This window comes from Methylacidimicrobium sp. B4 (assembly GCF_017310545.1).
GTDB lineage: Bacteria > Verrucomicrobiota > Verrucomicrobiia > Methylacidiphilales > Methylacidiphilaceae > Methylacidimicrobium.
This window is the reverse complement of sequence record NZ_CP066203.1, coordinates 332832-345906: the sequence shown is the minus strand read 5'-3', so window position 1 is coordinate 345906 and position 13075 is coordinate 332832. Positions and strand designations below refer to the sequence as shown.

The window sequence follows — 13075 nt, the reverse complement described above, 5'->3', positions numbered from 1 at the left end:
GGTGCGAGAGCCACCGAGGCGGCACTTCCGAAGCGTTTGGCTTGCGATCCGTGCGGGCAGCCAATGCCGCGCAGCTCGCGTGCAGAGCGGCAGGGAAGCGACGGCGATCGGCTCTCTGCGCACTCATCCCGGCGAGCCCGGACCGTGAGGCTCGGGTCGGGCGGGCTCCGATGGCCCCTGGGAGTGGATCTCTTCGCTGAACGGCGGGATGCGCGTGGATCCATTGCCGCTTCCGTTCGCCCGCGTCGCTGGCCCGCCCGTTGGCGCTTCCGCCCGCCGGTCCGCGGCAAGAATCAGGGAGCGGACGCGCGCGGCCAGAGCCATCGGGTTTTCCTCGAGGTACTTGCGGTCCTGCGGGAGAGGGACCAGGCCGGCCACCAGAAAGCGGCTCCACTCCAAGAGGGTCAGGTTGCGCCGGCGGATGCGCCAGCAGTCGCCCAGCAGCCGGGTGATTTCGGGCGGAGAGGGTTTTTTCTTCACTCCCGGGTGCTGGCGGAGCTGATTGGCGGCGGAGATCAGAGGCTCGCAAAGCGGCTTCGTCGCCCAGGGCCAGACGCTCTGGATCAGCCGGACTTCGGTTTCGAGGCTGGGCCAGCCCATGTAGACGCAGCGGCAGCGGCGGATCAGCGCCTCGGTCGCATCCCGGAGATCGTTCTTGGTGATCGTCACAAAGAGATGGTTGGGATCGGCGCGCAGCTCTCCGCCCAGCTGAGGGATGGTGATCGCTCCTTCGTTGAGAAAGTCCAGGAGGAAGCTGTCGACCGATACGTCGGCCTTGTCGAGCTCGTTGAGGATGAGGACCGTCTTCTGCTCCCGGGAGGAGGCAATCGCTTGAGGGAAGAGGCCCGGGACGAGCCCCTGCCCGTCCAGGGAGCGGTCGCGAAGGATCTCTTCCTTTCCGCAGCCCGGGAAGAACTGAAAGAGATAACGTCTCGCTCCCAACGCCCGGGCGAGGGACTTCCCAAGAAAGGTCTTGCCGCATCCGGGGGGTCCATCGAGGAGGACCGCCGCAATCGATTCGTCGAGCCCCATCGAATGGACGGCGCACTCCACCGCCAAGATCGCTGCAGGATCCGTCAAGATGTAGTCGGGGGGAAAGGCGAGCCGGGGCGCCGAACCCGAGCTCGCCGGATCGGGCTCTGCCGCTTCGGTTGCCGACGGATGCTCCATCGACCTACTCCATAGGATATGGAACCGATTCATTTTTCTGTCGTCCCCTTTCCCAAGGAGAGCCGGGTCTGCCAGGCCCGGAACGGACAGGACCTCGGGCCCTGGCTCCAACAGGGGAAGGATCCCGGCTTAGGCTCTCTCCCCGCTCAAAAGGAGAACGTTGTCCTGCGAGCCGCCCCCCCCAAGCAGAGGGATCTGCGGAGACCGGAACGGAGCGGCTGATCCCCGTCCTGTCAGAGCCGACCCGATTCTCCCCCGAGAAGAACGATGCACGAGGTCAACGGATTTGCGATCCTCAACGAGGCGGAGGCCGCTCTGGTGCTTGGCCCGAGCGGCGAAGGAGGGGCAAAGGTCATCCGGATCGCCGCCCCATCGTTCAGCCGCTCTGGCTTGGCCGCCCTCTGCCGGGAAGCCGACTCTCTTCCCGATCGGGTGCAACCGCTCGCGCAGGCTCCCGACTTGGGGACCCTGCTTGCCCAGAGGCTCGAGCAGACGCAAAGGGCCCAGGAAGCCCGGAGCGACAGTGCCGCGTGCCGGGCGACGGCTCTCGCGCTGCGCGACCCTCGGTGGCAAAGCAATCCAGCCGTGCTGCGGGAGCTGGCGCACGTGACCGATCGGAGGGGAAGACCCTGCGCATCCCTCTCGGAGCCGGACGACCGGGCGGAGAAGGCTCTCGACGGGGAGCAGATTCCTTCCTTCGAAGAGTTCGTTTCGAGCGTCCACCGGTCTCTGCCGAGCGATCAGCGGCGCCTCTTGGCCGATGTCTACGATAAGCTGGCCTCCGCCTACCAGAGCCGCAGCGACGCGCTGCTGCGGGACAATGGGCTGCTCTCCGGAGCGGAGGAGGCGTTGCAGCAACCTGGGCCATGGGAGGCGAAGGGATACTATCGTCCGATGCGGGATGGACGCGAGCGGGTGCTCGCCGACGCCCAGGGGCGGATCTTCTTCGAGCATGTCAGCCCGGCGGCTCCCACCCGCTGGGCGCGAAAGGCCGCAAAGCGGGTCGCCCTCGCTTGCGGAAGCAAGGCTGAGAACGCCGATCACTTTGCGGAGCGCTTCCGCTTTTTCGACATTGTCAGCGGGGAGCTTCGTGCCGGGGCAGAGAACGCGGCGTCTCATTTCTTCCACTTTCTTGCCAGCAAGAAGGTAACCGATCCCTATGCGCGGGCCTTCGCCATCGTCTTCTGGTCGGTGAAGGATTTCTTTGATAGTCGGAGCGGTCTCTACCCCGATGTGGCGAGCGGCACCGCCATCCGCGAATCGGCCGGAAAGGCCGCTGCATTGCTCGCTCTGCCGCAGGAGCGGGCGATCGTCGAGGAGGCGCTGGGGAGAGCCGAGCGCCAGGCTGGCGCGCAGGAGCGCCAAATCGAGGCGACTCTCTTGCGAAACGGGTGGAGCTCCGCGGAACGGAGAATGGCGCATGGAGCGCCCGTTACTCGGGGATGCGACCGGAGCGGATAGCGCTCCTGTCCTAACGCTCCTGTCCTAAAAGAGGAAGCGTGAAGCTTGCGGAGGAGCCGGGTTGCGACGAGCAAAGCAGCACTCCCATCGACTGGGTGAAGGGGGTCGGTGCATATCAAGAGGCCTTACGCCAGGAGAAGCTTGCGCTCTTGGCGGTTCCCGCCGCTCGGGAGTCCTTGGCCGAGCGGCTTCTGCTGCTCCACGAGCCGAGTCGGCAACGTCGGGTCAACGCGGCCGAGGTGATCGCGCTGATCTCGCTGCTCCGTTCCCATCGCTCCCTTGCGCTCGATGGAGTGCTCGCCCTTCTCGATCGGTTGAAGCTCAATACATTTTGGTGGAATGACCTGCGTGAGGTAGCCGAAGGCGACGGCTCCTTCGCCGCGGTGGAGTGGCGGCGGTGTCGCATGCATGTCGCCGCGGTGGCGGAGCCTCTCGTGATCGCGGGCTTGCGCATCGTGCGCCGCTTCGTCACCGAGCAGCAACGACCGGAGATCCAAGAGGCGATCCGCAGCGACGGAATCATCGGGATCTACCGCGCTCTGGAGCGGTTCGATCCGACCCGCAACAGCTCCTTCCCCCAATATGCCGCCTACTGGGTGCGCAACGAGATCGCCGCGGGCGCGCTCCGGGCACGCGTCGTCTCCCTCACCGGCCATAGCCAGCGGAAGGTTCGGAGGGATGCGGCTCGCCTCTCCGACGTGGAGGGCGATCCGCCCTGCCCTGGCCCACATCTGCTCAGCCTGGATGCCTCCGGATTGGCGCCCGGTGCGGAGGAAGAGGTGGGTACCCTCCACGAGGTGCTGCCCGACCGCAAGAGCGAACCTCGGCTCGTCGAGGGGAAAGAGCTCGTGGGGGAGTGGCTCGAGATTCTTCGCGACTGCCCCATTTCCTTGCGTCCCTTCGTCGCCCTCCGCTACTACTATCCCGCCTGGGAGGTCGAGGCCGCTTGCGTGGTTTGCGGCGACGACGCGTTCGAGGCCCTTGCGCCCATGGCGCGGGAAAGGCTGATTGCGGGCACCGCTCTCCGGGAAGGGTTGGGTTCTGGCGTTGTCCGCCTCCCGAGGGAGAGCGCGAAACGCAAGCGGTAACCCCCCTCCTTACCGCGAATGAAAGAGGCGACCGACCCACTGGACCACGGCCACCATCGCGTCTCCCGTCATGTTCCAGCCGTTCAGCAGCCACGAATGGATCGGATCGGGGGCAAAGCGATCGAGCGCGATCGCCACCAGCAGCGCAAGGGCGACGTCAACGATGTAGTGTCCAATCTTTTGGCGCATGTGCTATATCCTTCTCCAATAGTACGTTCTGTGAGTAGCCCGGTTTGCTCGCCATTTCGGCCCGGGCTGCTGGTTTCCTGGGCGGGTGCCCTCGTCACCCAGGTTCGCGAGCGGACCCGAAGAAGCGCACTGGGTTTGCCATAAGCGCGAGGAGACCACAAGGAAAGAGCGATGGATGCGAGCCTGCTTCTCATTCTCTACGCCGGACTGCTTTTTGCGCAGCGCGGGGTTCCTCCTCCTCCTCCTCCCTCCGGCCGGTTCGCCGCCTTCCTCTGGCGCCTGGTCGCCGCAGGCTGGTGGCCCCATGGGGCTCTCCTCCATCGAACGCCGAAGGCAAAATGGGTTGCGGGCGGCTGGATTGCGGGAAGCTTTCTGCTCGGCCGGGCGAGCTTCTTTGCTTCCCACTCCCCCCTCGCCTATTCGTTGGACCAGCTTGGCGGCTTGGCCGCTGGACTCTGCCTCCTTGCCGGCTTCGGGATGGAGGCGTTCCTGCTACGGCGGAGTGCCGAGTTGGCTACCTCCCAGAAGCGGGAGGATCCCCCGGCTCCCCGGGCGCTCGTGGCGCTTCGCGAGGATGAGGGCATGGTACGCCTGCCCGGCTATGCGGCGCAGGCGGTTCGCCGGTTGGCTCCCAAGCTCTACGTGATGCCGGGCGAAGCGGCCGCACTCCTCGAGAAGGATCGGGTCTTGAGCTTGGCGCCATGGCCGCCGGAGGCGGATGCCGTCGAGGCCGCGTTGCGGGCCGTCCAGGATAAGCTTGCGCAGACCGAGGAACGGGCGCTCGCTCTCGCCATGGAGAGGAACCAGGCCGCTGAGGCGCTGCTGGCGCTCGAAACGAAGCTCGGCGATTTGGAGCGGATACGCGATCAGCTCGTCAAGGATGTCGCCCGGATGCGGGCGGAGAGCCGCCTCGGAAGCCAATCCGAATTCTATCGTCTCTCCGAGGCGGAGTTGAACCAGGCGCGCGAGCTCCGGAAACAAGAGCTCTTCTTGATCGAGCAGATCCTCGAGGTGCGACAGAAGGCGGGCGTGGCCGAGGCAGAGCCGGTGGGCTAGGCGATCCGGTCAAGCGAGAGGCTTCTTTCGCCGCTGGCGCGCTACCGGTGCCCTGCCGGATTCGGTGCGGCGACGGGAGGAGAGGCTTGGCCGCAACCGGCGCAGACGGCCCAGCGACAGCGGGTGCAGAAGTCGAAGAGGGTGACCCGGCGCCACCCCAGGTGAAGGAAAGGGAAAAGCGGGCGGAGAAGTCCGCGCGCCAGCGACCGCACGAACGTAAATCGGCCGAAGGGCTCAAGCCTCCACCGCAGGAGCCAGTGAATGGGCCGGGAACGGATCTTCGACTCCCAAAAGGCGCACCAGGCCGGATAGAGAAGCAGGAAGAGGAGGTCGCCCGCGCGTCCGGCAAGCGCGAGGGAAAGGGCCAGCAGGATCATAACTTCGGATAGGCTCGCCATCCCCCGCTCCCAAAGTGCGGGGCGGAGTGACTTGGCAGCGCTTCGTTTGCCCTTGGCCATCTTCCTTGTTCATAGGGCAGCCGACTCGCGGTCCCGATGTCCTAGGGGATGGAGTGAACGGACCAAGCGCAAAGAGGAGTATGAGAAGGATCCCGATCGCTCTCGTCTGCGTCGCGGGCGCAGCGTTCGCCTCGGCCGGATGTCGTACTGGCCCCCAGGTAGCCTTTGCGCCCGCCTGCCCCGTCGACCTCCCCTGCCGACCCAGCGATCCGATGCTCTCCTCCCAGCCGGTCCGGGTCCGTCCTTCCCGCTATGGCTTCGTCCTCACCGAACCGCTTCGCCTGCATGGCCGCTGCGTCTTGCCGGCGGGAACCGAGCTCCATTCCGAGCGGGTCTTCGTCCAATCGCTTCCTCCCCGCTACGTCGTCGACGGGCTGCGAGTCGATCCTAAGGCGCTCTTTGTCCCGGCAACCGGCAACGTGATCGAGGACGACGGAGTCTATTGGGCAACGCTGAGCAACGCGCGCATTCCCCGGGAGGCTCCCGCGCCGAAGCGTTAGGGCGTCCTATGAAGAATAACGGAATGATGAGCCAAGACGGGACCCTTCCGGCAGCAGCCGCCGAAGCCGATGCAGTGACACCCGGTGCCGGGAGCGCGCGGCGCCTGACCCCCGCCTTTGCGGCGGAAAGGGCGAGTGGGGACTCGGGCGAACGCTCTCCCCTTCCGCAAGAAGCTCCGGTCAGCAGCCTCCCCCCTTCGGGGGAGGCATCGGCGCATCATCCGGATTCCCGGGAGGGCTCTCCGAAAACCGACGAGACCCGCGCCCCGGTGCACCCGTCTGCGCCGGACCCTCCCGCTTCCTGTTTCGTTCGCACCCAGAAGAGCAGCTCCCCTCTGCCGATCGGACCCTCCCTTCGGACTGAAAAGAGAAGGCCCCCGCTTCTTTTCGGGACGTTGGGAGGGTTTTCGGCCGGGAAAAATGGGCAAGCCAAGGCGGAAGCCCCTGCTCGCCCTCTCGTGGATTTGAGGGGCTTTTCGGTTGACCGGTTGGGTTGGCTGGCCGGCTGGACCTTGCTCGGGGCGAGCTTCTGCTATCTGGCGGCCAAGGCATTGCCGGCGCTTGCGACCTCCTCGTGGTGGCAAGCCGGAGCCGAGGCGAGCCAGGCGATCCGTTTGCGCCAAGAGAGCGAAAGGCTTCTCGAAGGGGCCCACGCTCTCGACAACCAGCTGGCGGCGCGGACCCGGCTTGGGCCGATCGTGGCGGCGGTCGCCTTTTCCTCCGTGCCGGCGCTTCTTGTCGATGAGATGGAGGTGATCGCCCCAACGGCAACGCAGGCCGGCCGCATTCAGATCAGGATCCGCAGCTATGATTCCGACGGCATGGGGGCGCTGGCGACCTTCGGCGCCATGGTCGGCCTAGCCCTCGAGCGGGGCACGGGACGGAAGATCCGGCTCAATCCGACCGGGCTCAAGATTCCCGATTCACTGGATGGGGGGGGCAGCCAAGCGGCGGAGCCGATTCGGGCGACCCTGATCGCGCCCTTGCGCTGGGAGGATCTGCGATGACCCTCCGCCCACTCCTCTTTCTTGTCTCCTCCCTTGCGCTCAGCCTGTTGTTTCTCGGGCTGGTCCGATGGATCCCGGAAGAGGCGACTCGGCGCGCGGCCCACTCTCGGCAGGGCGAAGAGGCCAAAGCCTTTCTTCACCTTCACTCCCAGGAGATCGAAGGAGCACGATGGCGCCTTGCGCAGTGGGAGCAGCGCACCGGTGGATCGGTCGAAACCCGCCTCGTCGATACGGTAACCCGCTTCCAACGGCGGAGGGATGATTTTCGGCTGGTCGGCTTGATCCAGGCCCCGGAAGGGATCCTCATGGAGGCGGAGTGCCGTTCGCAGGCTGCGGTCGAATTTCTTCTCTTTTGCGACCGCGAGCTTCCCGATCTGGTGCCGGCTCGCTTCTTCCTTGGATGTCCGCCGGGAACCCGAGTGGGAAGCTTGCGTGCGGAAATCTCCTTTCGCCCGTGGACGCAAACGGAAGGACTCCCCCTCTCCTCGGCTCTCCCCGCTCCGGAAGCGCCTCCTCCGCTCACGACGCTCCACGTCCGGCCGTCCGACCTCCGTGTGAGACCCTAAGAGACCCCCCATTCCGCCATGAACCAGAGCGCTCCAGCGAACGAGCCCAGTGTCGATCGGCCCACCGTCAAAAGAGCGCCGCCTTCGCGGATGACCCTCGTTCTCTTGGCCTTCATCGGCGTGCTGCTCCTCCTTCTTTTCCTCCCCAGTCGAAGAAGCGGCCGGGAAATCGGAAGGGTTACCCATGCGGCAGCGCAAGCGGAGCCGGCGAGCGTCCTTCCTGGCGAGCGTGCGGCGGTCCCGCGAAGCCACCCTCTGGACCCTGCGCCAAAGCCGGTGAACCAGGTTCCGCTCCCCCCTCCCGGGGGGGTCGACGCGTTCGGGCTCCCGGCGAGCGGTGCCTTCGAAACCGGATCGGCGCGGAGCGGAGACCATGCCCTCTCCCTCGCGAGCCTCGCTCCCTACTTGCCGATCTGGGGATACCTGGAGGGCCAAGAGGTCATCGTGGGAGGCCGAGTCTACCATCCCGGCGACCAGCTGGTCATTCGAACGCCATCGGGCCTCTGCAAGGCGCAAGTCGCGCAGATCGATCGCCACTGCCTCGTGCTTCGAGACGAGGAACGGACGGAGGTCCGCGTCCCATGGCCCCGCGCGAACAGCGGATCGGGAATGCCGCCCAACGAGGTCTTTGTCGATCCTTCTCCTTCCGAGCGATGAGATCCTTCCTCCCATTCCTGCTCTGGTTCAGTGCCCTGCCGCTCCTGCCCATTCCCGCTTCCGGACAGGGCAGCCGATGGCGCAATCCTCCCGAGCCCTCCAAGCAGTTCGACCTCGATTTCCGCCCGGGACAGGGCGCAGGGTCCCTTTCCCGGGAGAGCTCCCTCAAGAGGCCGGATGACGATGGGCCGTCGAGGGCCTATCACATTCTTGGAATGCCACTGAACGCCTTCCTTCAGGCCATGGCCCAACGCGCCGGAGCCAACTACATCCCCACCCCGGAGGTGCAAGGGACGGTCAGCTCGGTCTTCTACGATCTCGACCCGGTGTCGATGGCGAAGGCCGGCGCCCGAGTCAACGGCTACACGCTCGACTCTTTGGATGGCGTCTTCGTCGTGCACCGGCTCTCGTCCGCTGGGGAAGCCGAGGCTCCGCCCAGCGCCTTCCGCCAGAAAAAGAGCGGCTCGGCGTCCCTGCTTCCCTCTCCCCCTCCCCCGACAAAGCCCGTGAAGCCGTCCACCGCGGCTCCGCTGCAAGAGGCGATCCATCCTCGGCCATCCCCGCAGCGATCCGTTGCGTCCGAGGATCGACCACGGTCTCCCAAGAAAATACTCACGGCCAGAGCCTCTGTCTCCGCCGAGGACAGGAAGCTCGTTGCCCTGGCGAAGAAGCTCGCCCGGCAGAAAGAAGAGCAGAAGGAGATCCTTGCGCAGGAGAAGCGACTCCATCGCCGGCTTCGTGACGCAGAGCGCGCGCTCCAAGCAGAGCGGAAGGCGACCGAGAAGGCGCTCCGGGAGCAACTGGCTCGAGCCAAGAAGGCGGCTCAGGAGGCCCAGCGGCTCCAAGCCATCGAGTAGGGGATTCTCCTTGGCGCCTTTGGCGCAAGCGCACCGATCCAAACGGGGGATCCTCAGATGCCGATCCGCCACGCGATGCCAAGCGCTCCTTCCCTGCGCCGCACGACCTTTGCGCAGCTTCCGCTCCAGACCACCGTCCTCTGGCTCATCCTCTTGACTCCTGCGCCGGCCCAGGTAGCCGAGCCTAACCCCGGTGATCCTTCCAGCGCCACTCCCGCTCCCTCTCAGGCCTGCTGCCCTGATCCCCCACCCCCACCCGCTCCGCCGCAACCGCCAGCCACCAACAGCTCCGCCAATGGCGCCGACTCCTCCGATGCGCACGGCCAGAACGACACCGACCCGCCGAACCTCAAGAAGGCCCGCTGGCCGACCCGAAGCGAGCTCCAGCAGCTCCAAGCCGCTCAACTCAAGGCGGCCTCGCCCGACTTTAGAAACGACTTCTCGAATCGCCCGGCCTGGGTGAACGCCATGGGTGATCCCCCCATCCCCGCAGAGGAAACGAGCCAGTCGGGTCTCCCTTCCGGAGACCTTCCCCCACTCATGCCACCCATGGAGGAGCAGGCACCTGCTCCGCCGACCAACGGGCCCTATACGACCGACCTGCTCACCAACCTCCATGCGGCGGAGGAAAACCCCGGACCTAAACCCGTCGTCTGCCTGAACGGCTGGTTTCGGATGCAGATGACATCGCATGTCGTGCCAGAGCCCTACCTCCTGGTCTATAACTCCGTCATGCCTGACATCCACTTCTCCTCGACAACCGGATACAGCGATCTCTTTTCGACAGGATTCCCCGAAGCGTGGTTCCCCGAAGAGTCCAAACAGTTGGCAGACGGCGATCTCTCCAAGCTCAGCCCCAACTTTGTCGAAATCCCTCGATCGGCGGTCCAGCCCGGGGATACCTTCGTGATACCGGAGTATGTGGACACAGATAGAAGGTTGCATATTGGTCACATCGGCCTGATCGACAAGGGAGAGAGTGGACAACTGGACACCGTATCGACCAATGTTTCCCCTGGCGCAAACCTTCCACCAAATCCCGGCTGGACAAGAATCCCACTAAGCCGGGTAGAATCGTGGTATTCGAGCGTTCAAGGCTATCAAGGCACCGCTTCGGAGAAGCATATTCGCTACTTTCGCTATGTCGGCCCTTGGCCAGATCCCAACCCCCTACTAAAATGAAGACGAACACTCCCCTGGACTCCTTGGATCCCATGTTCCCCTCTTGGCTTGGGCGCGCGGTCCTCGCCGCTCCTCTTTTCCTTTTACTCATGATCGGATCCGTCTGCTTGGCGGGTTCGCTCTCCCACTCCTCAAAGCCCCCCGATATTCCTCAGGCTTTTTGGGATCAGCTATTTTGGGGAAATCCGAAGGTCATCATGGGCCACATCGTCGCCAAAGATGGGGTGAGCTGGTACGATATCTGCATGTGGGAGTCCGATCCTAACTACCAAGGCACTGGAAGGGTGCGCGCTCTTGTCCGCATTGAAAAGGGTGCCCTTACGGTTCCTTGGTCGTCTGCGCCCTTGGGCGATCGGGAACCCGCATGGACGCAGCTCGGATTAACCCTGCCGGAGGCAACCGAGATGGCCAAGCAGTGGATCGAGAAGCAGATCCAAATGTGGGGAATTGAAGAGGTGAAGCGGTTAACCAGGAGGACCTATTATGACTCGCCTCCATCACCCGAAGACGGGATCACTGGGGCATGCGCTGCTTATTTTCCAGAAAGGATCGAAGCCAAGAAGCAACTCGGCCTTTTGCCAAAGGACTATGTTCCACCTCTTCCCCCTGAGCAGTGGAAGAGATTTCAGGAAAATGCAATGAGAAGATACGTTCCTGCGGAGTGGGAATGAAAAGCAGAGGATGCCCTACCAGCTTGTGGGCTTCAGCCTACTAACACCGGCGCTGCACTCCATGCGCTCTTATGGGTCAACACGCCGCTCTTGGCTTAGGCGCCCAGCCCTCGCCGCCACCCTGCTCCTCTCGTTTACGATGGCGTCGGTCTGCTTGGCGGGTTCGCTCTCCCCCTCCTCAAAGCCACCAGATATTCCTCAGGACTTTTGGGATCAGCTATTTCGGGGAAATCCGAAGGTGATCATGGGCCACATCGTCGCCAAAGACGGGGTGAGCTGGTACGATATCTGCATGTGGGATCCGAGTCCAGAAGAGCAAGGCATTGGATGGGAGCGCGTTTTTGTCCGGATAGAAAAAGGTGAGCTTACGGTCCCTTGGTGGTCTGAGCCCTTTGGCGATCGGGAACCCGCGTGGACGCAGCTCGGATTAACCCTGCCCGAGGCAACCGAGATGGCCAAGCAGTGGATCGAGAAGCAGATCCAAATGTGGGGAATTGAAGAGGTGAAGCGGTTAACTCGGAGAACTTATTATAGCCAGCGTCCGATACCCAAATACGCAATTGTCGGGCGGTTAGCTGCCTATTTTCCAGAAGAAATTGAAGCTCGCAAGCAATTAGGCCTTTTGCCAAAGGACTATGTCCCGCCCTTTACTCCCGAAGAGCGAAAGGCAATCGAGGAAGGTTCCAGGAGAAGATACGTTCCTGCGGAGAGGGAATGAGAAGCAGGGGCTGCGCTACCTGCTTCTGGGTTTCAGCCTACTAACACCGGCGCTGCACTCCATGCGCTCTTATGGGTCAACACGTCGTTCTTGGCTTGGGCGCGGTGCCCTCGCCGCCACCCTGCTCCTCTCGTTTACGATGGCGCCGGCCTGCTTGGCGGGCCCCCTCTCCCCCTCCTCTAGGCCCTCCGACATCCCTGAGGATTTTTGGGATCAGCTATTTCGCGGAAAACCGAAGGTGATCATGGGCCACATCGTCGCCAAAGACGGGGTGAGCTGGTACGATATCTGCATGTGGGAGTCTGATCCCAAATACCAAGGCACTGGAAAAGAGCGGGTTTTCGTTCGGATTGAAAAGGGCGCCCTTACGGTCCCTTGGTGGTTTGCGCCATTCGGTAATTATGAGCCCGCGTGGACGCAATTGGGCTTGAGCTTGCCCGAGGCAACCGAGATGGTCAGGCAGTGGATCGAAAAGCAGATTCAAATCCGGGGCATTGAAGAGGTGAAGAGGTTCACCAGGAGAACCTATTACGAAGCGCACCCGTCACTCACAAAATTGATTTTCCGGTCTTACGATGCCTATTTTCCAGAAGAAATTGAAGCTCGCAAGCAATTGGGCCTTTTGCCAAAGGACTATGTCTCACCATTTACGCCCGAAGAGCGGAAGGCAATCGAGGAAGAGTCAAGGAGAAAATATGTCCCATTGCAATAGGAAATAGATGAGATTTGTATCTAACCGTCGAGTCTAAGTGCCTGTGCCAGCTCCGATCTCCATGGGCTCTTATGGGTCAACACGTCGTTCTTGGGTTGGGCGCGGTGCCCTCGCAGCCACCCTGCTCCTCTCGTTTACGATGGCGTCGGTCTGCTTGGCGGACTCCCTCTCCCCGTCCTCAAAGCCACCGGATATTCCTCAGGACTTTTGGGATCAGCTATTTCGGGGAAATCCGAAGGTGATCATGGGCCACATCGTCGCCAAAGACGGGGTGAGCTGGTACGAGATCTGCATGTGGGATCCGAGTCCCGAACGCCATGGCATTGGATGGGAGCGGGTTTTTGTCCGGATTGAAAAGGATACCCTTACGGTCCCTTGGTGGTTTGCTCCATTTGGCAATTATGAGCCAGCCTGGACGCAGCTCGGATTAACCCTGCCTGAAGCAACCGAGATGGCCAAGCAGTGGATCGAGAAGCAGATCCAAATCCGGGGAAGTGAAGATGTGAGACGGTTAACTCGGAGAGCCTATTACGAAGCGCACCCGTCACTCAAAAGCTTGCTTTTCCGGTCTTACGACGCCTATTTTCCAGAAAGGATCGAAGCCTACAAGCAGTTGGGCATTTTGCCAAAGGACTATGTCCCGCCCTTTACGCCCGAAGAGCGAAAGGCAATCGAGGAAGAGTCAAGAAGAAAATATGTCCCACTGCAATAGGAAAGAGATGAGATTGGTATCTAACCGTCGAGTCTAAGTGCCTGTGCCAGCTCCGATCTCCATGGGCTCTT

Annotated in this window: 16 protein-coding genes; 13 read left to right on the top strand and 3 right to left on the bottom strand. The window is 63.1% G+C overall.

Annotation, left to right across the window (positions count from 1 at the left end; genetic code table 11):
• Positions 1-123 precede the first annotated feature (123 nt).
• A complete protein-coding gene (locus tag MacB4_RS01675) occupies positions 124-1170 on the bottom strand; it encodes a MoxR family ATPase (RefSeq protein WP_206864157.1) in 1047 nt (348 codons plus the stop codon).
• A gap of 267 nt (positions 1171-1437) precedes the next feature.
• Here MacB4_RS01675 and MacB4_RS01670 point away from each other — a divergent pair, with 267 nt between their 5' ends.
• Both MacB4_RS01670 and MacB4_RS01665 read left to right on the top strand, forming a co-directional pair.
• Positions 1438-2631 carry a hypothetical protein gene (locus MacB4_RS01670; RefSeq protein WP_206864156.1) on the top strand — a complete coding sequence of 398 codons (1194 nt, stop codon included), beginning with the start codon at positions 1438-1440 and terminating at the stop codon, positions 2629-2631.
• A gap of 38 nt (positions 2632-2669) precedes the next feature.
• On the top strand, positions 2670-3719 hold the full coding sequence (locus MacB4_RS01665; RefSeq protein ID WP_206864155.1) for a sigma factor: 1050 nt from the start codon (positions 2670-2672) through the stop codon (positions 3717-3719).
• Between the two features lie 9 nt (positions 3720-3728).
• Here the strand turns inward: MacB4_RS01665 and MacB4_RS01660 are convergent, their stop codons facing one another.
• Positions 3729-3908: a hypothetical protein gene (locus MacB4_RS01660; protein WP_024807294.1), complete on the bottom strand. Its 180-nt coding sequence runs from the start codon at positions 3906-3908 to the stop codon at positions 3729-3731.
• A 171-nt stretch (positions 3909-4079) separates the two neighbouring features.
• Here MacB4_RS01660 and MacB4_RS01655 point away from each other — a divergent pair, with 171 nt between their 5' ends.
• Positions 4080-4964: a hypothetical protein gene (locus tag MacB4_RS01655; RefSeq protein ID WP_206864154.1), complete on the top strand. Its 885-nt coding sequence runs from the start codon at positions 4080-4082 to the stop codon at positions 4962-4964.
• Positions 4965-5005: 41 nt separating this feature from the next.
• On the opposite strand, the gene MacB4_RS01650 is transcribed toward MacB4_RS01655, so the two are convergent.
• A complete protein-coding gene (locus MacB4_RS01650) occupies positions 5006-5362 on the bottom strand; it encodes a hypothetical protein (protein ID WP_206864153.1) in 357 nt (118 codons plus the stop codon).
• A 140-nt stretch (positions 5363-5502) separates the two neighbouring features.
• On the opposite strand from MacB4_RS01650, the gene MacB4_RS01645 reads away from it, so the two are divergent.
• The 10 genes from MacB4_RS01645 to MacB4_RS01600 all read left to right on the top strand — a co-directional run bounded on the left by MacB4_RS01645 (position 5503) and on the right by MacB4_RS01600 (position 13004).
• Positions 5503-5922, top strand: coding sequence for a hypothetical protein (locus MacB4_RS01645; RefSeq protein ID WP_206864152.1), 420 nt, complete (start codon positions 5503-5505; stop codon positions 5920-5922).
• An 8-nt stretch (positions 5923-5930) separates the two neighbouring features.
• Entirely contained in the window at positions 5931-6929 is a 999-nt protein-coding gene (locus MacB4_RS01640; protein WP_206864151.1) for a hypothetical protein, read from the top strand.
• Positions 6926-7495 carry a hypothetical protein gene (locus tag MacB4_RS01635; protein WP_206864150.1) on the top strand — a complete coding sequence of 190 codons (570 nt, stop codon included), beginning with the start codon at positions 6926-6928 and terminating at the stop codon, positions 7493-7495. Before MacB4_RS01640 ends, MacB4_RS01635 begins: the two co-directional genes overlap by 4 nt.
• 90 nt (positions 7496-7585) lie before the next feature.
• Positions 7586-8152: a hypothetical protein gene (locus tag MacB4_RS01630; RefSeq protein WP_206864149.1), complete on the top strand. Its 567-nt coding sequence runs from the start codon at positions 7586-7588 to the stop codon at positions 8150-8152.
• On the top strand, positions 8149-9009 hold the full coding sequence (locus MacB4_RS01625; protein ID WP_206864148.1) for a hypothetical protein: 861 nt from the start codon (positions 8149-8151) through the stop codon (positions 9007-9009). The genes MacB4_RS01630 and MacB4_RS01625 overlap by 4 nt, the downstream gene beginning before the upstream one ends.
• A 57-nt stretch (positions 9010-9066) precedes the next feature.
• The gene (locus MacB4_RS01620; RefSeq protein ID WP_206864147.1) at positions 9067-10191 is read left to right on the top strand and encodes a hypothetical protein; all 1125 of its coding nucleotides are present in this window, start codon (positions 9067-9069) and stop codon (positions 10189-10191) included.
• A gap of 197 nt (positions 10192-10388) precedes the next feature.
• On the top strand, positions 10389-10862 hold the full coding sequence (locus MacB4_RS01615; RefSeq protein ID WP_206864146.1) for a hypothetical protein: 474 nt from the start codon (positions 10389-10391) through the stop codon (positions 10860-10862).
• Between the two features lie 244 nt (positions 10863-11106).
• A complete protein-coding gene (locus MacB4_RS01610) occupies positions 11107-11580 on the top strand; it encodes a hypothetical protein (RefSeq protein WP_206864145.1) in 474 nt (157 codons plus the stop codon).
• Between the two features lie 244 nt (positions 11581-11824).
• On the top strand, positions 11825-12292 hold the full coding sequence (locus tag MacB4_RS01605; protein ID WP_206864144.1) for a hypothetical protein: 468 nt from the start codon (positions 11825-11827) through the stop codon (positions 12290-12292).
• A 244-nt stretch (positions 12293-12536) separates the two neighbouring features.
• On the top strand, positions 12537-13004 hold the full coding sequence (locus tag MacB4_RS01600; RefSeq protein ID WP_206864143.1) for a hypothetical protein: 468 nt from the start codon (positions 12537-12539) through the stop codon (positions 13002-13004).
• Positions 13005-13075: the final 71 nt, after the last annotated feature.

Bases quoted from the DNA above. Each gene is read 5' to 3' on its own strand.
- MacB4_RS01675 (WP_206864157.1), bottom strand. From the start codon at position 1,170: ATGGAGCATCCGTCGGCAACCGAAGCGGCAGAGCCCGATCCGGCGAGC.
- MacB4_RS01670 (WP_206864156.1), top strand. From the start codon at position 1,438: ATGCACGAGGTCAACGGATTTGCGATCCTCAACGAGGCGGAGGCCGCT.
- MacB4_RS01660 (WP_024807294.1), bottom strand. From the start codon at position 3,908: ATGCGCCAAAAGATTGGACACTACATCGTTGACGTCGCCCTTGCGCTG.
- MacB4_RS01655 (WP_206864154.1), top strand. From the start codon at position 4,080: ATGGATGCGAGCCTGCTTCTCATTCTCTACGCCGGACTGCTTTTTGCG.
- MacB4_RS01650 (WP_206864153.1), bottom strand. From the start codon at position 5,362: ATGGCGAGCCTATCCGAAGTTATGATCCTGCTGGCCCTTTCCCTCGCG.
- MacB4_RS01645 (WP_206864152.1), top strand. From the start codon at position 5,503: ATGAGAAGGATCCCGATCGCTCTCGTCTGCGTCGCGGGCGCAGCGTTC.
- MacB4_RS01640 (WP_206864151.1), top strand. From the start codon at position 5,931: ATGAAGAATAACGGAATGATGAGCCAAGACGGGACCCTTCCGGCAGCA.
- MacB4_RS01635 (WP_206864150.1), top strand. From the start codon at position 6,926: ATGACCCTCCGCCCACTCCTCTTTCTTGTCTCCTCCCTTGCGCTCAGC.
- MacB4_RS01630 (WP_206864149.1), top strand. From the start codon at position 7,586: ATGACCCTCGTTCTCTTGGCCTTCATCGGCGTGCTGCTCCTCCTTCTT.
- MacB4_RS01625 (WP_206864148.1), top strand. From the start codon at position 8,149: ATGAGATCCTTCCTCCCATTCCTGCTCTGGTTCAGTGCCCTGCCGCTC.
- MacB4_RS01620 (WP_206864147.1), top strand. From the start codon at position 9,067: ATGCCGATCCGCCACGCGATGCCAAGCGCTCCTTCCCTGCGCCGCACG.
- MacB4_RS01615 (WP_206864146.1), top strand. From the start codon at position 10,389: ATGGGCCACATCGTCGCCAAAGATGGGGTGAGCTGGTACGATATCTGC.
- MacB4_RS01610 (WP_206864145.1), top strand. From the start codon at position 11,107: ATGGGCCACATCGTCGCCAAAGACGGGGTGAGCTGGTACGATATCTGC.
- MacB4_RS01605 (WP_206864144.1), top strand. From the start codon at position 11,825: ATGGGCCACATCGTCGCCAAAGACGGGGTGAGCTGGTACGATATCTGC.
- MacB4_RS01600 (WP_206864143.1), top strand. From the start codon at position 12,537: ATGGGCCACATCGTCGCCAAAGACGGGGTGAGCTGGTACGAGATCTGC.